Source organism: Butyrivibrio sp. VCD2006, from assembly GCF_000423925.1.
In the GTDB taxonomy this organism is placed as follows: domain Bacteria; phylum Bacillota; class Clostridia; order Lachnospirales; family Lachnospiraceae; genus Butyrivibrio.
Genome location: NZ_AUIX01000040.1, coordinates 17279 through 40397 on the forward strand (window position 1 = coordinate 17279; position 23119 = coordinate 40397).

Sequence of the window (23119 nt, forward strand, 5' to 3'; positions counted from 1 at the left end):
AACAACGATAAGGAGAAAATGATGTTTAACATTGAAAAATATGATACTAAAATTTTGCCATATCATTTTGTGTTGTTTTATGACATACCTCTTCAGAAATTAGCAATATTCAAGCTTATGTACCATGGAGAGGCTGATGATAATGCATTGCTAACCTATTGTTATATGGATGGGCAATACGGACTGAGCTATAAAGTTATATGTTGGGCTACTATCCATGACGATGGTAAAGTGACTTATCACAAAGAAAGAGACATTAAAATAGGGGCTACGTTTCGACATGGAAGTATAAATTGCCAAGCAAATACTTATGATGAAGCCATGTTTCCTTCATTTAGAAAATTTGCAGAAGAGATAAAGGAAAACTATGGCTATATGAAAAGTAGGAAAGACTTAAGCGAAGAGTCGTTGTTTGAAGATTTTAGGGATCCTCAAAATATTGAAAATGTGTTGGCAGTGTTTATGACGCAACATCATAATGTTGAGAGAATATGGGTGTCTGAACAAAGCTGGGTCCCAACAGGTGGCTTTATGGCAAAAGTGCTAGAAGAACCGTGTGATTCTGAAATTGGAATTCATGAGGGAGAACTGGTTCATATAGTACCTAAGGATTTTGCAGGAAGAGATCTTGGACCAATAGCAGTGTTAGAGTGGATGAAGAATTAGGTGGTAATGCATTGCAGACTTTTTCTGCACCTGCGAATATTATGAAATCTGCCATAAAGATGGTGCTTTTCACTAATGCAATGCAGGTAAAATAAAACGTTATATTTCGCCGAAACGGGTGTGTATTTGTAGATAAAACAGGTTTATTCTTGTATAAAGAGGAACCACACCGTTTTCAAGCAAGAGAAGGAGGCGGTACGTTATGAAGAAATCTATAATCAGTCTTTTAATAGCATTCGCTGTTGCAATTACCATATTAGGAACTACATCTATGAGCACTTTTGCATATAATAGCCAGTGCGCTAAGTCCGGATGTACAAGGAAAAGAAGCACCGGAAGTATTTACTGCTATGAGCATAAGGGCGGATCTTCCAACAGCAGCTCATATTCCAGCAGCAAGAGTTATTCTTCTACCACAAGTACAAAGCACTGTGCTAAGTCTGGATGTACCAGGAAGAGAAGTACGGGAAGTATCTACTGCTACGAGCATAAACCTAAGGATGAATCAAGCAGCAGTTCTTATTCCAGCAGTAAGAGTAACACCAAAAAGAAGAGCAGTAGCTCCGGTAAATCAAAGAAGAGCTATGACTATTACGGAGTTCATGATTATAAATCAGCCCAGGATTTTGCTGATGACAAGTATGAAGAGTTCTATGATTACGAGGACGATTACGAAGATGAGGACGAGGCATACGATGCAGCAGAGGACTACTGGAACGATAACCACTGAATAGTGTTGTTAGTGTTGAGGAGTTATTTAAGGAGGCAAGCTATGACAGGTCCTTTTGATGATATGTTTGGAAATACACCCTTTGATCTTAATCATGATGGCCATATAGATGGCGGTGAGTGGGCGTTTATAAATGATACGCTTTTCTCAGATGATAGTAGTTCAGGCATTGACGAGGACGATGAGATAGATGATGAGCTGGAAATGGCGGGGCTTTCCAGGGATGATCTGGAGATGATGGATTCCGATGAGCGCCGCGAGGCACTTGAAGATGCCGGTTTCGATGCCGATGATTTTGAAGATGAGTTTTGATTGATCTGTTTGACATAATTTGCAGATTCTGAATGAAATGATTCATCCTCTGGATAGTAGGAATCTGGGGCCATGCGGATGTGATGATTGCCTTCGAATGATCAATTGAATTGACGAAGGAAGCAGGCGTACCTAAGAAGAAATTATTAGAAAGAAATAATAAGTAAAACCGGAGTGATCCGGTGGCACAAAGCTATAGGGACTCAAAATGAGTTAGCCAGTTGCAGAGAAAAAGGAGCTGACTACGGCTCCTTTTGTTGTATTTATGATGAAGAAATAAAACTCTTTTAATCAGAAGTTTATATTGTTTTTATCGCTAAATGATAAAATTATATTATGATTTATAGTTTACAATGCCTTGGTATGCGGTTTGTGAGGACATTAGTATGATGAATGTTAGTGTAAGTGCAAAGAAGTATTTCATAGTAAGTGTTATGATAATTGTTTTAGTCATATTTGGCATAGCTGCTTTTAATGCTAGTGCTAAAAGTATGCAATATTTTCCAGACAGAACATTATATGAGAATACTGAAAAATTTAGCATTGCAAAAGAAGATATCGTTACTAAGACCGCCTATGGCAAGAATATTGGAAATATATATATTAAGGGAGCTGTTGATCATGAGTCAGAGTTCAAAGATATGAAGGCATATGCTGTAAAGAATATGGTTACGTTTGGATATTCAAATAATTCAAAATCATATTCAACAGGGGATCCAGCAGCGTGGTTTTATGTAGGTGCAGATGAAAAGCAAGTTGGAGATATTAAGTTTTCCAAAAAAATAGGGGATGGAACGATACTAATACAAAAGTCTAGAGATGGAAAAAATTGGGAAAATGCATGTGAGCCGATTAGAAATGTTTTTTCAAATGAAAAGCTAGATTTATCAAACTTATATACAACCATTGATAGTGACGTGAAGAGAGGGACCTATTATAGAATTTTGACATTATATTTAATGGTAAAAGGAATCAATCCACATGAGGGATGGTTTGGATTAATTGATTATGATGATTATGATGAGAGATATTATTCTGAAGAGAGTGTATTTTTTATTACATATTCAGATAACCCAATACAGTTATATGAACTTTCGGATAGATCCAAATTATCTGATGGGGATAGTGCGACTAGTGGGTTCATCATTGATTTAAGGGGAAATAATGCGAAAGTTACGGTAGAAAAAGATTCTGAACTCCCTGAGGAAGCAAAGACAAATGATATTTTTATTTTACCAGGCAGTTATTCAATAAATGTAACCTCTCCAATGGGGGATACTTTTACAAGTACCATTAAGGTAACAGAGGGGCTATCGGAAGCTCTTGTAGCTGGGGAAAAATATGAAAATCCTGAAAAATCGGGTTATAAGCAAGAAAATGAGGTAAAGTCCGACTTTATAACAACTGTAACGGTTAATCAAAAAGCGGGAGCTACAATAAAGACAGGGAGTATTAATAAATATAAATGCTATGGTATTACAAATGACGAAGCATATATTTATATGAATCTTAGAGACTTGAAGGAATATAAAAGTACAGGATGGGAAGTGGTTAGTGATGAATGGGGGAAAAAAGAGGAACAGACGGTAGATGATATAAAAACTGATAGTGTTGGGGCTGGCACTCTGATAATTCAGGAGTCATCAGATGGAAAGCCAAAGTCATGGAACACAGTGAAAAATAACGAATATCCGAATAGGATAAAGCCTATTGGATATGGTGATTATTATGCTGGCTTAGGAGATATCCTCGTTTATCATTTGAGTGGGGATGATCTAATTAAAGGAAAATACATAAGAATTCTATATGCGTACAAGGTAAAGCAAGTTGATGGAAAAGAAAAAAGACGATGCTTGGAAAAATATGAGTTTTATTTATGCAGCGATAAATTGGATGTTGTAACATTTCATAATCTTACTGGGAAAGACACAATCGACGATGTCTATGGAGATTGGGATGAAGGAACATTAGAAATGTATGAAACTGCTGAAACTATGGATTCAGGTGCAGTTACAGTAAGCGGATTTGCTATTGATAGATCACTAAATCCTACAGTGGAGTATACAATCAAAAAAGATGGATCCCAGATTTTCCAAAATGAAAAGGACGAGTATACAGAAAATGGAAGATATGACATACACCTTGAAAGCGCGGTAGGATCAACAAAAGACGTTACACTTTATGTGGATCGCTTAACAACAGAAGGGACTATTAAACTCTATTTTGGAGAGGGCTTAATTGATGGTAAGCGAATATTTGATGGCGCGGCCAAGTATCCAGTATTTGAAGGAGGAAAAACGAAGTATAGTTTATCTAAAGTTAGCAATTATTATCAACCTCTTTATGGAAGTATAAGAAATTTAAATACCGGTAAAAGTATTGATATTAAGGCAAACCACTCAATGAGAGAGGCTGTACTGACCGAAGCTGGAGAATATGAAGCGGTATTTAACATAAATCCAACCTATAACACAAAAGAGCCATCGGGTGATAATAAAGTTATTACATATCACTTTCACATTATTGAGGAAGGAACAGCACCTGGACCTCAATGTAATTACAAAGCATTATTGGAATGGGAAAGAAAAAACATAAGTGGTATTCATCATAAATATTTTGGTGTAACAAGAAGGAGTAGAGGAAATGGGAATATTACTTATGTATATGCGACTCGTGAAGCGGCAATTGAGGCATCGAGGAGAAATGAAGCTGGAAGGGTGATGAAACAGGAGGATGGAACAGTAACATATTCGGATTCATCTGAGGAACTTCGCAGAGCAAAGTATGATGATAACTTTGCGTTATCTGATGATTATCAGGATAATGCAGATGATAAGGTGCAAGAGCTCTATATAGATGCATCCGATGAAAATACTTACAGAATAGCGAAGGGAAGTAGTCTGGAAACATATAAATATTGCAAGGATGTTATTACATATGAAGCAGGGACAAATCAACGTGAGAAACTTGAAATAACAGATGCACTTCCAATATTAAATGCAAAGATGTATGCATTCCAACCTACTGGTGAAAACGCAGAAACAGAAACAAAGAACAAGGAGTTTAAATTTACTAAAGATAAGTATGGGTGTGATTCAAATTCCGTAAAAATTATGGATGCTGAAGGGAAAGAAATTCAGATTATTTATGGGGAAGATGTATCACCTCAATTGGAGAATCATAAGTGCGCTACCGGAAAGGTGACAATTTTTGAAGAAACGATATATGGAGATTCGAACTCATATGAGGCAGTTTATTTTGCAAATGGAGATAACACAGCTGAGATCGAAATTTCATATTTTGAAGGAGAGGAAGAAAAAACACTTATACTTGACCAAAATGATAACGGAGCATTAATAGAGGCGGATGCTTTCTCAATAAAAAAGATTACTGACCAGCTTGATCCCTATAATATGGTAATAATATGGAATAAAGCTAAGCAAGGGACTATTCCAGGTGCATATGAGGCAGGGCAGGAGATGAATGGTTCTTGGTCCGAGGATGGAGAATATGAGCTTTCTGTCGTGAATCGTATCGGGAATAAGTTTACATTTACGGTAAATATTGAGGATTCTATCTACGCAACAATTGCATTTAAAGGTCAGGGCACGGATGGATTTAAAGACATTATTGTAAAAAGAGGCGATAGGGATGTAGAGTTACCTATCCCTGAACGCGAAGGTTATATATTTGCAGGCTATAGTGATGAGGAAGGAACAATATTTGATAATGTTGTAGGGCAAATTACTTTTAATGGGAAGAAAACGCTCAGTCCGATATGGAGAGTGTCAAAGAAAAAGGTAATTTGTTGTAAGCCGGATGGAGAAGTAATTAATTCTATTGAGGCAGATTATGGGACTACTATAGATATTCCTGATCCTGAAATACCTGATGGATATAAGTTTGAAGGGTGGGTGAAGGATGGTGTTCTGATAAAAGACAACAAGTTTACTATATCAGATGAGGCTGAAGTTGTGTTGACTGCCCAGTTTAGTATCAAAAAAAGTAAAAAGAACAGTCAGGAAGAACCGTCAGAATTCAATAAGGGAAATGATCAAGGTGCAAACAGTGAAGATGTAATTCAAGATGTTGATGGTAAGGACAGTGATATCCCTGTATTTATCATAGTTGCTCTAATGGCAGTTTTAGGATGCGGAGCGGTTGCTTACAAGAAACGGCATTCATGAAGCTTAATGTATAAGGCATAGTATAGACAAATAGTAATGAAGATTGAGAAAGGATGAGGAAAAATGATTAAAACAAAAATGCTAAATAGGCACATGTCATTTTTACTTGTTCTTAGTTTGGTGACAGGCTGTCTGTATGGTTGCAGTCAGAAGAATGATATTAGTGATGAAGATGTTGACGGGCATGTGGCTTCAAATGTAGAAACTCCAATCAATTCAGCAGATATTGCGAAAACCATAAATGAAGAGATAAAAAAAGAATCAGAAGATTATGCTTCAGTGTTGGCTTCAGATGCTGAAGATGTTGAACTTGCGCAAAAAAACATTAATTTCTTTGTTTATTCGAAGATATTTGATGAGTATTCTACTGCGTATGATACATTTGATGCAGCGATAAGACTTCCTGATGGCTCTGAAATTTATGGCGTTGGATATTCTGATTTTTCGAGTTATTTTGAAACTGACGATGCAACAAAAGGATTTTTTCCGGCAGGGTTTTTAATTGATGAAGGAGATGTAGGCATATCCGAAGAGGATATAGAATCTGGATTGGAAATAGAGAATCTATCATATTCGGATGAAAAATATGGTTTTGTGCTGGCTTATAAGACAGAACCATATGAGGAACATTGCGTCGTAGATGGAAAATACGTTAAGTATGGAATAGATAAAGCAGGAAAGATTTTTCATGAAGAATGTGACTATTCCGAGGAAATTTGCGATACAGGATTAGGGGCATTATATTCTTATGATGATAATAAATATCTTTATAATCCAGAGGTCGGAAATTATGTTGAATTGTCCGGGGAAGCAGTATTTGAAAATGTTGATTTTAATGAGCTAGAAGCTGAAATTAATAGAATTCTTGATGAGCAGGATAGTAATGCTTTTTCAGTAAGAATAGATACATCTCTGAAATTCGGGCAAGAAGCAGTAGAAACATACTTGAGTAAGTTTAATGAAAAGACTTTCCTGGGGTGTAATGTAAATGAGCTTGTTAAAGAAGTAAAAAAGGTAGATCCCAACCAGTGCGTCAGTTATACTCCTGACGGAAATGTAAAAGTAAGTATTGATGAAGGAATTCCTAAAGAACCATCAGCTATGGCAAAGTGGCTTGTTGGCATTGGATGTGGAATGGCTGTTGCAGGAAGCATTGCCCTGGAGATACTTGTTCCTTCCTCTAAGCTTGCATCTAGCGCGGTATGTGGCGCTGCAATAGATGTTTTTATGCAGGTAGTCATAGAGAATAACGCAGTCGAATGCATTAACTGGGAGAAAGTTGCAATATCAGCAACTGCTGCAGCATTAATGGCGTGGGCTTGTCCTTTAGGTGTAAATGCAATTACTAAAGGAGTAACTACGAAGGTTGGTAATGAAATTCTTGGTAGATTAGCAGGATATGGTTTCCAAACTATTTCGAATTCAGTTATTTTGGGTGCTACAAATGCATCGTTTGCTATTATAGATAACAAAAGTGAAGAAGAAATTTGGGATTCATTTTTGGTAGGTGCTGCTGTAGGCGCTTGTTGTACGGCAGCGACCGCTGCCTTGGGTGAAGCGGGGCATGCTGGAATGAATGCGCTTAGAAAGAGCAATCCGGAGAATTGGTTGTTAAAGCTTTCTGATGGTGCATCAACATTTATTGGTAATCATCAGGTTCATTTAAAGAATGCTGCGATAGAGGATGTGCTTGCACCAAAATCAATCTATGAAGCCTCACAGGCTGGTATGCATGAGTATAACGTACAGACAACTCTGAACTCCGGGAAAAAAGGTGGTGCATATTCGGAATTAAGAAAATATAGCAATGGTGATTATACTCAAGTGCATGAGATGCCTTCGTTCGATTCAACAGATGCTATAGTCCGTGGAGATGGGCCTTCAATAAAGATGACAAAGGAGGATCATGGACTTACGGCAAGCTGTGGAAATTCATACGAAGCGCGTAGATATAGGGCAATTCAGAGGGAATTAATCGAAAATGGCAATTATCATGATGCTATACAAATGGATATAGACGACATAACACAGAAATTCGGTGATAAATATGATGATGCCATAAAAGAAATGCTTGAATATGCGCGTCAGATAGGTTGGTGGTAAGAATGAAGAAAATTACAATTGAGCCACTTGTTCAAGTAAATGGAGTGAAATTTGGATGTGACAGGGAAAGCGCTCGAAAGATATTTGGAAATAAGTATAAGGAAATAAAAAAGAATAAGTTTTCAAAAAATACAATGGACTCATATAAGGACTTTCATGTTTACTATTCTGAAGATGGCTTATTTGAGGCAATAGAAATATTTGGGAAAGTGAAAGTAATAGTCGCCGGTTATGAGGTATTTCCTGGAAAAGTTGATAATTCTAAAAAAGTATTTCCAGAGATTCATAAGGATGATGATGATTGGATTGATGAAAAAACTTCTATAGGGATCACAGTTATGCAGGACGATCATAATTCTATTGAGGCAATACTATTTGGATGTAAGGGTTATTATTACCAACAATAATAGTGGAAAGTCTTAGTGATAGGCAAGATGATATAGGAGAAACAAGATAGAATGCACTTAGAGACAGAAAGATTAAATACGGGGTTTGCCCAAATACATGGTGCGATAGATTCTAGAAAACTGAAGGATTCTCGGGAATATTATGCTTTGGCGGTATTAAAATCTTTGTTTCCGTATGAATATAAAGATTTAATGAGAAAAAAAACTGATCGTCCGGATTTGAAGTCACTTGAAGGTAGTTATGGGATTGAAGTAACAACAGCTGATTCGGAAAATGATAATGAAGACAATAGATTGCTTTCGGAATATGCAGTGTCTCATGATGAAAAAATCAAGAAAAAGCTAGAGACTCATAAGAATAATGTTGAGGTCGTAGACATCGGAGTGCGTGCAATAAGAGGTGGCGGATATAATGATTCCTATGATATTAGTACAGAAACGACTATGGGGAAAGGTGCACAATTAGAATATCAACTGTTAATTAATAGTATTAGAAAGAAAGTAGTTTCAGCTAACAAGTATAAGGATGGATTTCATCATTTGGAGTTGGTCATAATTAAGAAAGAACGAGTGCCAGGTGATTGGGAACAGGGAATAATCCAATGCATTAAAATAGTAATGGAACGTGAAGCGGGAATTTTAAGAAAAATATATTTCTTATATGGCAATAAATGTTATATGGTTTCATTAGATGGTAGGGAAGAAGTAATAATCATCGAGCATAGAGACAAATTACAATTATTAGCGAGATTAACTGCTGAGGGAATCATAGCAGACGATGACTATGAGTGGCAAGATTAGTCTGAGAGAGGCAATTTGAGCCGATTATTATCTTCGGCTGCATACTAAAGAATTGGAGTATAGAAATTTTAAACGCCAGGATCTTTATCATGAAGACCCTGGCGATTTTATGCATTTTATTATTTCACAACCTGGAAATCCTTGTTCCAGATAAAATCAAGTCCGTCGAAGAGATAGGTGAGCTTGCCATCAGGATAAAGACTGATGAACTTGCTTGTGATATCGGATGGGTTATCTTTGGAATTATAGAAGACGCCACCGATGTCATTGTACCCCTGCTTGTCATAAACAAAACCGTCAATAGTTATCCTGGAAGGAAACAGTGCTAAATCTGGCATGATTGGACTCCTTTATATTGTGGAAGGATTTGCGTATCTCTACAAGATATTGTATCACTTGGGATGAAATTTGTACTTTAAGAAATTATTAAATTATCTTCTAAAACCTAGGTTGACACAAAACGAGATAAACGATATCTTTAGGTCAGTAGCTACCAAACTTATCGAAAGGAAGCAAAAGCTGTGACGGAAAAGATACCGGATAACAACGAGATTGATGAACTTTACCAGAATATTATAGACGAATACCAGACCATAAAGTCAATAGCCCAGATTGCCAAAAAACTTGGGACAACCCAGGTAAGAGTACAGAGGGTTTTGATAACAGAAGGCCTGTGGAGTTCAAAACGGACGAGGCAGATAGCGGAACTGCGACAGCAGGGCTTATCTACTGAAGAGATAGCAGAAAGGCTGGGGAAGGATGTAAGGACAATACAGACATTTTTGCCATATAGCCGCGGTCAGTATGGGAAATCCGATTCGACTGATGCCATTAAGTCCAAGGATTACCGGGATCGGATGCACGTTGCAGCTGAGAAGATGCGAAATAAGGAGGATGCTGCAATGAAGACTGATCGCTACAGTATAGATATGAATTATCTGATGAAAAACGGAGCCGGAGGGGAGGGGAATATAAATACAAAGCCCCACACCGAAGAAGAGCTTAAGAATAATCCGTTTTATAACAGTGAATCCGTATTCAGGCTAAAGTTGGAACTAGTGGAAGACTTTATTTACGGTGAAGATGATGGGCTAGGCATGGAAGGTGATGAAAAAGATACTTTCCTGAAACTTGCTAAAGCAAAGGAAGGAATATCCAGGGAAGTTCTGGTTCCTAGCACAATGAACCTTCATGCCATGCACTATATGATACAGCGCCTGTTCGGGTGGCAGAACAGTCATCTCCACAATTTTTCAATACCACCGGAGGAATTCAAGGCGCTTACAAGGGGAACAGTCGGAGGCTGGGAAAATCTCTGCGGAAGCTTGTTGCATTTTCCTAATGATGATTCAAACGATTTTTACTGGGATGATGACTATGAATCCGGTGAGAGCGTAAAGAGCTGGTTTAAGAGAAAATACATAGGCCCATACAGACAAAAGGCTGTGTGTGACACATATTTTGATGCGCAGAGGCAGATAAAGGATTTTTCAGAACATTTCACCAAGATAACAGCAGATATGACGCTTGATGAGATGGAACATCAGATTATAATGGAGGAAAATCTGAACTTCCTTTCAGAGAGACTGACACTTGGGGAACTGCTTACAACAAATGCGCCAAAGGAAGGGAAAACCAGGGAGAAGGCTTATAAAAAGTGGTTGGAGAGGCTTTCCGAAAAGAAGCAGGAAACTGAACGGATGATAAATGCTGAGAGCGCCAAAGGCTTAAAAGATCTGAATGATGCCGCAGACAGTCTTAAGTTATGGAGACGAAACAGGTCGGCAGTTGAGAATCGTATCTATTTCAGGCATGCAGAGGAGTTGAAAAAAGAAACAGGACGTACTGCAGAGGAATGGCTGGAATCAGCTGATTTCTTAATACCTGTGTACGAGCGTGCATGCAGTAAGCTTTTCGATGAATATAATCCCAAGCTCACACCGCTCTTTGATACATTATATTATCTGTACGATTATGGTGATGACTGGTGCGTGAAGATTACCGTACTTGATAAGTATGACCGGAAGACTAACGCAGATCTGTCAACCTGCGGAGCATTTGTCGTGGATATTATGAAGGAAAGCGATGGGCTTAGAAGATTCAGATATTTCCAGGATGGTAAGGAAGTTGATGAGGAATTACGCACGGAACTGGCATATATAGATGTGAAACAGCGTCCTAAATGTGTTGCTGCAGACGGACTGTATTTAGTTGATGATGTCGGTGGAATAGGTGGTTTTTGTGAAATGCTCGAGACACTTGCCGGTGATGATCCAGAAGAAAAGGAGAGTATGAAAACCTGGGCAAGAAGCCTTGGGTGGACGGGCAGGATGAGTAAGCCTGAGAATATGCTGTAATATTGGAATATGTAAAGCCGTGGTATGAGCAACAAAGAAGGATAATACGTTTATGATAGAGAAATATAAAACTCAAATTAAAATACTGTTTGGCATCAGAATATGCCTATGGATTGTGGCACTGGCATCGACTGTTTACTGGATCTATTATTCTGTAAAGTTGCATGCAAATGGTATATATGCTCCTGAAGAGTATTCGCCACTCATGAGACCAGTTTTGCATACATGTGTGGGAATAGCCATTGCAGTAATATGTCTAAGCTTTGTATTACACGCGATTTCTATAAAAATAAAACGGGCAGCTGTGGAGTAAAATTCGCAGCTGTATTTTATTGGCTCAAAAGTTACTGGGGCGGACATGTTTAATTGTCTATTTACTGTATTCTCGGAGAGCATAATAATAGTATTTTCGAAGCCTTTCTTTGAGAGACGCAGGTTCTATTACTACGGCATCTCTTCCAAAGCGCTTGAAGTATTCTTCAAGTTGTAATTCGGGCCAGTCAAAGTAATAAAGGTCTCCATCAATCTTTGATACCAAAGGCCGGTTCTTTGTGATAACACGGAACATTCTTTTACCAAATTTGTTTAATTTGATTACTGCAGATACTGTCTTAGATACTGAGTGAGGGCTCCGGATAGCTTTTTCCTGGAGCTCTTTTTTTAGTGCTTCATCAGGTTCAAAATTGTCGGATGTTACAAAAGCACTTCTAATTCTGGATATTCTGAAGGTTCTTGGCGTATTGGAACGGATATCTCTACATAGGAGATAATTGCATAGTTCTTCCTTTGAAGGTGCAATGAAGTAGGGCTCTACTGTAAAGGAGCGGTTATCTTCAGAGGATGTGGTTGTGAAAGTAATAACACGCTTTGTTTTGAGCGCCTTCTCGATATCCTCATATGTATCCATGAATATTATGGCTTCACGTTCACTTCTTGGAATGGACAGGTATGAATTGAACATGTCCTTAAGGTACTGGGAAAGAGAAGTGTCTTTTAGCATGTTGTTCTCGATAATCCGGATAATGTCATAGGAGGATCCGCTTACAGTAAGAGTGACAGCTATGTTCTTGGAACTGGTTATCTTTTCATTTTTGATATATGTGCTGACAATCTTATCTGCCAGGGCCGATGCATCCTTATCAGAAATAGATGTCATGGCGGTGAGATCACTTATTATGTTGTTAAGCAGGGCATCGCTGTCATGCCTGTATCTGTCGAAGTAATTGACAATCAGGGTCTTCAGGAATGCATTTAGGTTTACGGTTTCATCTTTCTTGGTGAATTCGAACAATTCTGCATCGTTAATAAGTCTTGATCTCGTGTCTTCAGATAAATATATTTTATATTTCTCAGTCATAATCACCTCTTAATTGGGGTTGTAGAAACAATAATACAAAAACGAATTATTAGTATATTTAATAGTATATTGGGGTTGTAACGAATAGTCAAACTGCATCTTTTTATATCCTATGCTCTGGGATATGATTAAATCACAACAAAGCCAAAGACACCATCAGCAAAGTGATTGGCACAGCCGGATTATGGTCCAGCCTTGCAGGTTCGAATCCTGCCCTGAAAGGGAAGTGTGTCTTGAAAGGCTGAAATACAGAAAGATACATGCAGCAATAATCAGGGACATGTTGATCGGTTAATGGTGGTAAGACCCAGGCATTGCGGGGTAAGAGCCTGCGGCATGTGAAAACTGTATCTTGGTGCTGGAGGATGCCACCAATCTTCCGGCGGTTACAAAAGAATAATCTATATAGATACGAACAGCAATAATTCCAATGGTTAGCTTCTATGGGAAGCGCCTGGCTTATACCCAGGAGTTGGGGAGGGTTCGAATCCCTCTACTGTTAAAAAGGTTGTATCTAGTGATTATAAAAAGGTGCATACAGCAAAAACATTACAGACCATGTATTAAAAACATGCCCTGCCTGCGTAGGGGAAGTGACCCGGGACTTAGCCCGGGTGCACTTTGTAAGCAAGGAGGAAAATGCGATGTTAGAGTATTTAAAGAAGGAAGCAAATAAGACTTATACAGAAAACGGCGCAGTTACATATGTATCGACCCAGTCAGATTGCCTTGATATGTTTGCTACAATCGGCGCACTCAGAAATGCATCTGATGATGATATAGTATGCAGATTTTTAAAGGCTTATGCAGAGGACGCTGATCTTGCTATGAAAATGCTCTTTTTCGCAAGAGATATCAGGGGCGGTCTTGGTGAGAGAAGAGTTTTCAGGGTAATACTTCAGTACCTTGCCATGGCTGAGCCGCAGTCTGTAAAAAAGAATATTGAGAACGTGGCTGAATATGGCAGATATGATGACCTTCTTGCTCTCATCGGTACACCTGTAGAGAAGGAAGTGATGGCTTATATCGCCAAGTCTTTGAAAAAAGATATCGAGATAATGAGCGGTTTTCATGAAGAAAACGAAACTGTTTCACTTCTTGCAAAGTGGCTTCCTTCTGTTAATACAAGCAATAAGGAAGTAGTGAAAAATGCTAGAAAGATCGCCAGAGCCATGGGTATGACTGATGCCGAGTACAGAAAAACTTTATCTGCACTCAGAGCACAGATCAGAATTATAGAGAACAACTTAAGAGAAAAGGATTACTCCTTTGATTATGAGAAGCAGCCTTCAAAGGCTCTCTATAAGTACAGACAGGCGTTTTTAAGAAACGACCAGGAAAGATATACTGCTTTCATAACTAAGGCTGAGACGGATCCTTCCATCATGCATACGGGCACACTTGCTCCTTACGATGTAATAGCTCCTGTGATAAAGAGAGCTACTTTTACAAAGGAAGAGAGACGTGCCATGAATGCTACATGGAATACACTTGAGAATTTTGCAGGTGCTGAGAATTCACTGGTTGTGGTGGACGGTTCAGGCTCCATGTACTGGGGTGCGAATCCTCTTCCTGCGGCAGTTGCCCAGTCTCTTGGCATATACTTTGCAGAGAGAAATACCGGTGCTTTCCATAATCATTTCATAACCTTTTCAACTAATCCCAGATTAGTTGAAATTAAGGGCAGAGATATTGTGGAAAAGGTGCGCTACTGCATGGGTTTCAATGAATGCAGCAATACAGATATAGGCAGAACTTTTGCCCTTATATTAAGAACAGCTGTCATGAATAACCTTAAGCAGTCCGAGATGCCTGAGAATCTCTACATTATCTCCGACATGGAATTTGACTGCTGCGTGGGAAATGCCAAGGCTTCCAATTTTGAGTATGCCAGGGCTGAGTTTGAGAAATATGGCTATAAGCTTCCCCAGATAGTTTTCTGGAATGTGAACAGCCGTAACTGTCAGCAGCCTGTAATGATGAATGACAGAGGAGTAGCTCTTGTTTCAGGTTGCAGCCCTCAGATATTCTCCATGTTAAAAGAGGGTGATCTCGAACCCTATAAGTTTATGATGAGCGTTCTTTCATCAGCACGATACGAAAGGATCGCTGCTTAATTAGATGAATTGGCTGGCAGAATGAAGCTGCCAGCTACATATAAAGGTGCATACAGCAATTATTTAACGACTGTCAATCGTACAATCTGCTCCGAGGGGGCAGAGGCACCTTGTGGAAAGGATAAAATAATGAACACTATAGAGATAAAGGGAAAAGTAAATACAGCCATATGCTACGCAAAGGTAGTGGAGGATGAGGCTATAGAGCAGATCAGAAGAATGTGCGATTTTCCCATGACAGAAGGATCGAAGATACGAATCATGCCTGATGTGCATGCAGGTAAGGGTTGCACTATCGGAACAACCATGACCATCGTGGATAAGGCAGTACCCAACGTGGTAGGCGTAGACATAGGATGTGGCATGTACACAGTTAATCTTGGAAAAAATCCCATCGACCTTGAAAAGCTTGATGCGGCAGCTTTTCTTATACCTTCAGGAAGAGATGTTTGGGAAGGAAGAACGGAGAAGTTCGATCTGACAGAGCTTCGCTGCTATAGAATGCTCAAGGAGACAAAGCGTCTCGAGAGATCTCTTGGCACACTGGGTGGAGGTAATCATTTCATTGAGGTGGACAAGGCTGCAGATGGAACACAGTATCTTGTGATCCATTCCGGTTCCAGAAATCTTGGAAAGCAGGTGGCTGAGTATTATCAGTCTCTTGCAGTGGACCTCGATAAGGGAATCGGTGAGTATTTTGAAGCAAGGGATGAACTTATCAGAACCTATAAGGAGCAGGGAAGAAGAACTGAGATACAGGCAGCACTTAAGGAACTTTATAACCTGAAGTTTAAAGAAGGTCCTATGACCATGCCGGAGGATCTGTGCTATTTATCAGGAAAATATCTTGAGGACTATCTTCATGACGCTGAAATATGCCAGAGATTTGCCAGAAGAAACCGCGAGAAGATGGCAGAGATATTAGTGGAGAAAGCAGGACTTGGAGGCGGAGAGGCTTTTCATACAATCCATAACTACATCGATACTGATGAGATGATTTTAAGAAAAGGCTCCATTGCTGCGCACAAGGGTGAGAAGGTGCTTATTCCTATTAACATGAGAGACGGATCCGTGCTTGCAGTCGGCAAGGGCAATCCTGAGTGGAATTATTCAGCACCACATGGAGCCGGAAGAATAATGTCCAGAACTGCTGCAAAGAACAATCTTTCCATGGAAGAGTACAAGGAGTCCATGAAGGGAATCTTTACATCATCTGTATGCGAGGCAACCATCGATGAGGCACCTATGGCGTACAAGTCACTTGATGATATTATCGATGTGATAAAGGAATCGGTGGAGATCATAGATGTAATGAAGCCAATATACAACTTTAAGGCAGCAAACTGAAATGGCAGTTCGGATTTGTATACTACGAGGCTAATGCATTCTTCAAAAAAATGTGTTATGGAAGGGACGAAGGACTGACCGGTAAGGGCCATGGTCTTAATGAGGGTCCGGGAATAGATTTTGAAGATCCTAAAGCCTGGGATGAGTGGTATTTCAACAGAGAGCAGCAAGGTGGTCATCCATGGGAAGTTGTCCCCGGTGGAAGCAGCACACACATGGAGCTGTATGTCTGCAATGATAAACGTGATCTTGAATGGGATTTACGAGGAGGCGAGATTACAGAGGAAGAGTATCAGGAAAAGATCAAAAAGGCAGGGTATTACTTTTGTATAGTCGGCGTTCACAGACAGTTTGAGTCAATAAGCTTTTATCTTGCGTTATCAGATGCAGGACTTCCGGTTATCATTGGAAGTGCTGAAGAAATGGTGGCAAGTTTTGATGGATCAGATTATGTAGGAGTTGTTCCTCACCATATGTATACCAGATACTGTTCAGATCTTCTCCCTGATGAATATGGTGATATCATAGATTTTACACATGTTTATAAAGATGAGGATGCCTGGTTTGACAAGATCACATGGATTCCTGAGGAACCTGCAGTATTATTGCAGGACTGATTATAAAAGCATGGATGCAATTTATAGCAGGAAGTTTTCAGCGTAATACTCATTTGTAAGCTCTTTTATAAAGCCCTCAGGCGCTCTGACAACGGTACTTTCGCGTATGTTCCGGATGATGAGCGGATACTTGGGGGCTTTTGTATTAAATCCGAGAAGGGCATATTTGTTGCCATCGAGGCCAACGAAGATCCTTTTATACATGCCTTTCCCAAGACCAAGGTGGGCATACTTCCATACATCACGGTCAAATTCCCTTTGAGCGATATCATCCTTGTCATGACCGTTATTTACGGTAAGTTTGCTGGTGAAGTCATTTTCGGAATATGAGATGCTGCCAAGAGAGATGGTCACACCATATTTTTCTTCAAGGCTTGCGACAGCTTCTTTAAAGTCTCTACGGAACTCAGTTAGGGTATTCTTGTTTATTTCCATTGTTATCTCCAATTAAAGATCAAAATAGTCTCTGATAGCAAAGCCAACACCGTTATGGTCGCTGTCCTTTGTAATATAGTTTGCAAGCTTCTTTATATCACTGCGTGCATTCATCATGACGACAGAAATTCCTGCGGTGCTTAACATATCGCGGTCATTGTCGGCATCTCCGATAGCCATTGTTTCTTCTATGGAGATATCCAGGAGAGAAGACAGAGTCTTAAGGGCGGTACCTTTTGATACTCCCTCAGCATTCATTTCAAGGCTTGTTTCCTCTGCCAGTGCAAATGTAAGGGTGAGGTCTTTTAATTCCTCATAACCGCGGTGGCGGTCTTCCTGATTCCGGAAGTATATGTTTATCTTGGTGATGGAGTCGTGCTTTCGACTTTCAGCAGCCATGTCATCAACCTGTCTGGTTACTTTAAGGTACATGGGCTGGTAAACACCCATATGGAAATCGTCCATGTGGCTGATATCAGCTGAAGATACAATGGATTCATTTTCTGTGAGGAAAGTGAGCATTCCGTCGTATTTATCTGCGACTTCAATTATTCTTTCAAAGCAGGAAGAAGGTACTTCTTTTCTGTAAACGACCTTCTTGGCCATGCAGTCATATATTATTGCGCCACTGTAGCAGATGGCATAGCGGATCATGGGAGTTATCTCAAAGTACTCCTTCATTTCAACAAGCGCTCTGCCGGTTGCGTAGGAGAGGTGTACTCCTTTATCAGCTACCAATGAAAGATCATCTAGCGTCTCAGGTAGAATCTTTTTATCCGATGTAAGAAGGGTGCCATCCATATCCATTGCTATCAGGCTATAGGGTAAGAAGCCTTCTTTGTTGTTAGCTTTATTTGAAATAGGCATAATTACGTCCTTTTGCAATCTTTGTTCATCCTTGCAAATTATACATGATTTTGAGGAATTGCCAAGGTGCGGTATTTAATTTCAGACTGACTACTTTAATTCCATAACTGTCTTATGAAAGTCCATTTCTGTCATAATTGGTACATCAACTGTCTATTTAGATTCCATTAAATCCTGAAATCTTGATAAATACTCCCTTATTCTTTTCTTAATCATCCTTAGTAACAATGAGCTAACAATGAGCCAATCAAAAAAAGACATGATAATAATTATAAAAATCCAATGAAATTGATATGTGGATATTGCTGGGTGATGTATAACATAATTACAGAGAGGGCACAAAACAAATAGATAGAAAAAGCGATGAATATTGTGTTTTAGCAAACCAGGAAGTAATATCATAAGCTCAGAAAGAGAAAAGCAACAGCCAAACGGCTAACATATACCACATAACCAAGAAAGGGGTAAATACTATGAGATTTAACGATGTTCAGGATACAAGAAAAGCAGAAGTTAAGAGAGAGCAGAGAAACGAAGCATTCCGTAAAATGTATGATGAATGCCTTGAGAAGCTTTCAGCATTCTACAACAGAGAGAAGATGACAGTAGCTTTTGGAGCAACATTCACTCTCTGATTCTTCAAAGGATAGATTAAGTTGAAATGAAACCAAATAGGATTATATCCCCGGAGATGTTGATCAATTTTGGGTCAATGCTCCGGGGATTTTTACGTTATAATATTGATACATTATGATGAAGTGAGGGGAATAGTTTTTTGGAAGAGATTTTTGATGTAACAGATGATAATGGCTTTCCTGTGGGCAGGACAGTTACAAGGTCAGAGGCTCATGATAAGGGAATTCCTCATAGAACAGCTCATATGGATAGTCCGTAAGGCTGGTGATTCATATCAGGTGCTGCTGCAGAAAAGAAGCGCCAATAAGGAATCGTTGAATTGTACTGTACTTATACCAGAGATCAGATACTTGTGGCTATGGATTTTATGAAGCCGCAGACTGTAAGAGAAGGTGTGAAGTGGCTTGAAGATAAGCAGGTGGATGTGTTCTTTGTAACGCTTAATAAAGCAGATAAGGATTATTCACCTACAACAATGTACAATGATTATTCTATCAATGAGGAGTTTTTCCATTGGCAGAGTCAGAGTACAACGTCGGATACTTCTCCGACCGGGCAGAGATATATTAACCATGTTCATGAGGGAAGTAAGATCCTGTTATTTGTAAGGGAGTTTAAGAAGGATTTGGCAGGTGCTGCACCATACACGTATCTGGGGACAGCTAAGTATGTGAGCCATTACGGCAGCAGGCCTATGAATATAACATGGCATCTGGATAATCCGATACCTGCTAAATATATCAAGAAGACAAGCAAACTGGAAGTAGGATGATTATGAAAACTGTCAACGTGGTTGCAGCAATAATCTGCGATGATTACAAGAGAAAAACTAAGATATTTGCGACTCAGCGTGGATATGGGGATTATAAGGATGGCTGGGAATTTCCCGGAGGAAAGATTGAAGAAGGTGAAACTCCTGAAGAGGCGTTGGTAAGAGAGATTAGAGAAGAACTTGGTGCGGAGATTGAGGTTCATGATCTGATAGATGTCATCGATTATGATTATGAGACTTTTCACCTACATATGAATTGCTATTGGGCAACTGTTGCTGAAGGTAAGCTCCAGCTTTTGGAGCACGAAGCGGCCAAGTGGCTAGAGGTTAATGATCTTAGAAGTGTGGACTGGCTTCCTGCAGATCTGGCGCTACTTCCTAAGATTGCTGAGGCTATGGTTGATAAGAATGTTGAGTATTACGATATGAATGCTGATTCGTTCTTTGCCGGAAGTGTTAACGCAGATATGTCATATGAGAGGGACAGGTTCATTGCACTCCTTTCTGAGCATGGCCATGTTTTGGATGCAGGTTGTGGAAGTGGACGAGACAGTAAGGCATTTCTGGAGGCAGGCTTTTTTGTAACAGCTTTTGATGCTTCTGAAGAAATGAGGAAGAGAGCTTCTGAATATCTGGGACAGGAAGTTCTGGATATGAGGTTTGAGGATATCGATTTTCATAATGAGTTTGATGGAGTCTGGGCATGCGCATCACTTCTTCATGTGCCGGTAGATCAGCTTCCGGAGACAATGAAGAAGCTTAATGTTTCTCTTAAGAGCGGCGGAGTTATATATGCTTCGTTCAAATATGGCGATGGTACTAAGATGCGTGGAGACCGCAGATTCAGCGATTTTAATGAAAAAAGCATAGTTAAACTATTCGAGGATGCGGGATTTGAGATTCTTTTCAATGAGGTTGGTACTGATAACAGGCCCGGTAGAGAAGATGAGATGTGGGTCAATGCTATAGGTAAGAAGAAACTCATCTAAAAGAGGCGATATGACAGAATTTGGAAATACTGCACTGGCAAATTTAAAGCAATACTTTGGTTATGATTCGTTTAAACCTGGCCAGGGCGAAATTATAAATACAATATTAGATGAGAAAAGGGATGTGCTGGCAATAATGCCGACCGGTGCAGGTAAGTCCATCTGCTATCAGATTCCGGCTATAATGTTGCCAGGCATCACAATTGTTATTTCACCGCTTATTTCACTGATGCAGGATCAAGTAAAATCTCTGAATGCAGCGGGAATTCATGCTGCTTATATCAATTCATCCCTTACGGATTCACAGATAACAAAGGCCCTTGAGATGGCAAAGTCAGGGACATACAAGATTATTTATGTTGCGCCGGAGCGTCTGGACAACTGGGAGTTTACAAATTTTGCCGACAGTGCTGATATTTCAATGGTTACAGTTGATGAGGCACACTGTATTTCCCAATGGGGACAGGATTTCAGGCCGAGTTACCTGAATATAGTGAGATTTGTTGAAAGGCTTTCCAAAAGACCTATCGTCAGTGCATTTACTGCAACAGCTACGGAAGAGGTCAAACGTGATATAGAATGCGTATTAAAACTCCAGAATCCCGGTGTTTTTGTTACAGGGTTTGACAGAGAGAATCTGTTTTTTGCTGTTGAGCATATAAAGAATAAGGATGACTATATAAGAAAATATGTCAAAGATCATAGTAACGAGAGCGGAATAATTTACTGTGCAACCAGGAAGAATGTTGATGCGGTTTTTGAAATGCTGACTCTGGATGGTGTTCCTGTTGCAAGGTATCATGCAGGTCTTGACAATGAGTATAGAAAAAACAGTCAGAATGATTTTGTATTTGACAGGAAACCTGTTATTGTTGCCACCAATGCGTTTGGCATGGGTATAGATAAATCTAATGTCCGGTACGTAATTCACTACAATATGCCTCAGAGCATGGAGAACTACTACCAGGAAGCAGGAAGAGCTGGACGTGATGGTGAGAATTCACAGTGCATTTTGCTGTTTTCTGCCCAGGATATTATGATCAATAAGTTTCTTCTGGATAAAAAGGATTTCAGCGAGGTAGATCCTGAAGATGAAGAACTCATCAGACAGCGAGATCTTAAGCGCCTTAAGGTGATGGAAGGCTATTGCAGGACAAACGAGTGTCTGAGGAATTATATACTTGAGTATTTTGGCGAAGAAGTAAGCGCTCCATGCGATAACTGCGGGAACTGCCATCGTGAGTATAAAGAGATTGATATGACTGATGCTGCTAAACAGGTCATCAACTGTGTATATGAGACCAAAGGCAGATACGGGATGAATATTGTTCTGGGTACTCTTGTGGGTGCAAACAGAGCAAGGCTCCGCGAGCTTGGGACTGATAACTATAAGACATATGGTGCTCTTAAAAATCTCAGTGAAGCAGAGATACGTCTTTTGATGAATCAGATGATCATGGACGGATATATAATTCAGACCGATGACAGATATAGTGTGGTTAAACTGGGGAATATAGAGGCACTGAAGGAGCCTGATGCGAAAGTTCTTCTACGGACTTATGAAGAAAAAGAAGTTAGTCCCAGGGCAGGAAAGTCCAAGACGAGAAGTACGGATTCACTTACTAAAGCAGGGTATGAACTGTTTGAGACACTCAGGTTACTCAGGATGGAAATAGCAAGAAGGGAAGGAATGCCGCCTTATATTGTTTTCAGTGACAAGACCCTGATTGATATGTGTGCCAAGCTCCCTTCAAACGAGCAGGAAATGCTGGGAGTTTCCGGAGTTGGTACCAATAAATATGATAAATATGGTAAGGAATTCCTTGAAAAAATAGCTGAGTTCATGAGTGTAAATCCGGATGCTGTTATCAGCATGCCAGTCTCTGGTGATAAGGACGATAATGAGTCCTTGTACAGCAGAGGTGCTACAAAGAAGAAAAAAGTCGATTTTTATCTCCAGAAGGAAGATATGGATAAGTTTGAATATAAGGACCTATATTACATAACAGAGATTAAGGATGAGCTGAACCGAATATGTTCTGCTGATGATGTAAAGAAGATCGTTGGCACTAGAATTTGGGAAGTACTGGCAGACAAGGGGCTGGTGGGCGAGAAGTTTATGGGCGGTATTAGTCAAAAGTATCCTACAGCAGAAGGTAAGGAACTGGGAATTGTCTCCGTGGACAAGGAGAGTGTGAAGGGCAATCATTACACTGTTTTGATGTATCCGCCTTCAGTACAGAAAATGATTGTTGAATACTATGCTAATATTCATAGAGACGGCAAGTAAGAGTATATTTGCAAGGAAAAGGAGTGAGGAACGATGGAATTTACAACAGATATTTTCACCCAGTTTGATAGGAATTGAGCTCTGCTCACAGCAGGAGAGAAGGATAAGTTTAATACGATGACAATCAGC

19 protein-coding genes, 1 tRNA gene, 2 pseudogenes and 1 riboswitch are annotated in these 23119 nt (G+C 39.6%); of the genes and pseudogenes, 18 read left to right on the forward strand and 4 right to left on the reverse strand.

Annotated features, from left to right (window positions below):
• Positions 1 to 21 precede the first annotated feature (21 nt).
• From G586_RS0114035 to G586_RS0114070, 7 genes are all read left to right on the forward strand, one after another.
• A complete protein-coding gene (locus tag G586_RS0114035) occupies positions 22 to 666 on the forward strand; it encodes a hypothetical protein (RefSeq protein ID WP_026528263.1) in 645 nt (214 codons plus the stop codon).
• Between the two features lie 202 nt (positions 667 to 868).
• Positions 869 to 1396: a hypothetical protein gene (locus G586_RS0114045; protein WP_026528264.1), complete on the forward strand. Its 528-nt coding sequence runs from the start codon at positions 869 to 871 to the stop codon at positions 1394 to 1396.
• 42 nt (positions 1397 to 1438) lie between these two features.
• The gene (locus G586_RS0114050; RefSeq protein ID WP_026528265.1) at positions 1439 to 1708 is read left to right on the forward strand and encodes a hypothetical protein; all 270 of its coding nucleotides are present in this window, start codon (positions 1439 to 1441) and stop codon (positions 1706 to 1708) included.
• A 152-nt stretch (positions 1709 to 1860) separates the two neighbouring features.
• Positions 1861 to 1937, forward strand: a riboswitch (cyclic di-GMP riboswitch).
• 157 nt (positions 1938 to 2094) lie between these two features.
• Positions 2095 to 5895, forward strand: a complete 3801-nt coding sequence (locus G586_RS0114055) for an InlB B-repeat-containing protein (RefSeq protein WP_026528266.1) — start codon at positions 2095 to 2097, stop codon at positions 5893 to 5895.
• A gap of 63 nt (positions 5896 to 5958) precedes the next feature.
• Positions 5959 to 7998, forward strand: a complete 2040-nt coding sequence (locus G586_RS0114060) for a hypothetical protein (protein ID WP_026528267.1) — start codon at positions 5959 to 5961, stop codon at positions 7996 to 7998.
• A 2-nt stretch (positions 7999 to 8000) separates the two neighbouring features.
• Positions 8001 to 8405, forward strand: coding sequence for a hypothetical protein (locus G586_RS0114065; protein WP_026528268.1), 405 nt, complete (start codon positions 8001 to 8003; stop codon positions 8403 to 8405).
• A gap of 51 nt (positions 8406 to 8456) precedes the next feature.
• Positions 8457 to 9206, forward strand: a complete 750-nt coding sequence (locus G586_RS0114070; RefSeq protein ID WP_026528269.1) for a hypothetical protein — start codon at positions 8457 to 8459, stop codon at positions 9204 to 9206.
• A gap of 119 nt (positions 9207 to 9325) precedes the next feature.
• Here the strand turns inward: G586_RS0114070 and G586_RS0114075 are convergent, their stop codons facing one another.
• Positions 9326 to 9544, reverse strand: a complete 219-nt coding sequence (locus G586_RS0114075) for a hypothetical protein (protein ID WP_026528270.1) — start codon at positions 9542 to 9544, stop codon at positions 9326 to 9328.
• 183 nt (positions 9545 to 9727) lie between these two features.
• Between G586_RS0114075 and G586_RS23195 the strand changes: the two genes are divergently transcribed.
• A complete protein-coding gene (locus G586_RS23195; RefSeq protein WP_035773379.1) occupies positions 9728 to 11563 on the forward strand; it encodes an IS1096 element passenger TnpR family protein in 1836 nt (611 codons plus the stop codon).
• A 52-nt stretch (positions 11564 to 11615) separates the two neighbouring features.
• Positions 11616 to 11876 carry a hypothetical protein gene (locus tag G586_RS0114085; protein WP_026528271.1) on the forward strand — a complete coding sequence of 87 codons (261 nt, stop codon included), beginning with the start codon at positions 11616 to 11618 and terminating at the stop codon, positions 11874 to 11876.
• Between the two features lie 57 nt (positions 11877 to 11933).
• Here G586_RS0114085 and G586_RS0114090 read toward each other — a convergent pair whose 3' ends face one another.
• Positions 11934 to 12920 carry a WYL domain-containing protein gene (locus G586_RS0114090; protein ID WP_026528272.1) on the reverse strand — a complete coding sequence of 329 codons (987 nt, stop codon included), beginning with the start codon at positions 12918 to 12920 and terminating at the stop codon, positions 11934 to 11936.
• 428 nt (positions 12921 to 13348) lie between these two features.
• On the opposite strand from G586_RS0114090, the gene G586_RS26205 reads away from it, so the two are divergent.
• The 4 genes from G586_RS26205 to G586_RS0114105 all read left to right on the forward strand — a co-directional run bounded on the left by G586_RS26205 (position 13349) and on the right by G586_RS0114105 (position 17001).
• Positions 13349 to 13423, forward strand: a tRNA-Ile gene (locus tag G586_RS26205).
• Between the two features lie 141 nt (positions 13424 to 13564).
• Positions 13565 to 15037 (forward strand): DUF2828 family protein, encoded by a 1473-nt coding sequence (locus G586_RS0114095; RefSeq protein ID WP_026528273.1) that lies wholly within the window; start codon positions 13565 to 13567, stop codon positions 15035 to 15037.
• 129 nt (positions 15038 to 15166) lie between these two features.
• Positions 15167 to 16384: an RNA-splicing ligase RtcB gene (locus tag G586_RS0114100; RefSeq protein ID WP_026528274.1), complete on the forward strand. Its 1218-nt coding sequence runs from the start codon at positions 15167 to 15169 to the stop codon at positions 16382 to 16384.
• A 50-nt stretch (positions 16385 to 16434) separates the two neighbouring features.
• Positions 16435 to 17001 carry a hypothetical protein gene (locus G586_RS0114105; RefSeq protein WP_026528275.1) on the forward strand — a complete coding sequence of 189 codons (567 nt, stop codon included), beginning with the start codon at positions 16435 to 16437 and terminating at the stop codon, positions 16999 to 17001.
• Positions 17002 to 17022: 21 nt separating this feature from the next.
• Here G586_RS0114105 and G586_RS0114110 read toward each other — a convergent pair whose 3' ends face one another.
• Together G586_RS0114110 and G586_RS0114115 are read right to left on the reverse strand one after the other, a co-directional pair.
• Entirely contained in the window at positions 17023 to 17436 is a 414-nt protein-coding gene (locus G586_RS0114110) for a hypothetical protein (RefSeq protein WP_026509213.1), read from the reverse strand.
• Between the two features lie 12 nt (positions 17437 to 17448).
• Positions 17449 to 18303 (reverse strand): Cof-type HAD-IIB family hydrolase, encoded by an 855-nt coding sequence (locus G586_RS0114115; protein WP_051204813.1) that lies wholly within the window; start codon positions 18301 to 18303, stop codon positions 17449 to 17451.
• A 473-nt stretch (positions 18304 to 18776) separates the two neighbouring features.
• On the opposite strand from G586_RS0114115, the gene G586_RS26210 reads away from it, so the two are divergent.
• From G586_RS26210 to recQ, 5 genes and pseudogenes are all read left to right on the forward strand, one after another.
• Entirely contained in the window at positions 18777 to 18938 is a 162-nt protein-coding gene (locus G586_RS26210; RefSeq protein ID WP_155834183.1) for a hypothetical protein, read from the forward strand.
• 320 nt (positions 18939 to 19258) lie between these two features.
• The gene (locus tag G586_RS0114130; protein WP_026528277.1) at positions 19259 to 19711 is read left to right on the forward strand and encodes a DUF3427 domain-containing protein; all 453 of its coding nucleotides are present in this window, start codon (positions 19259 to 19261) and stop codon (positions 19709 to 19711) included.
• A gap of 2 nt (positions 19712 to 19713) precedes the next feature.
• Positions 19714 to 20109, forward strand: a pseudogene (locus G586_RS27520) ((deoxy)nucleoside triphosphate pyrophosphohydrolase); the annotation flags it as partial.
• 81 nt (positions 20110 to 20190) lie between these two features.
• Positions 20191 to 20700: pseudogene (locus G586_RS27525) on the forward strand (class I SAM-dependent methyltransferase); the annotation flags it as partial.
• A gap of 10 nt (positions 20701 to 20710) precedes the next feature.
• Positions 20711 to 22990: a DNA helicase RecQ gene (gene recQ, locus G586_RS0114145; protein WP_026528278.1), complete on the forward strand. Its 2280-nt coding sequence runs from the start codon at positions 20711 to 20713 to the stop codon at positions 22988 to 22990.
• Positions 22991 to 23119 lie beyond the last annotated feature (129 nt).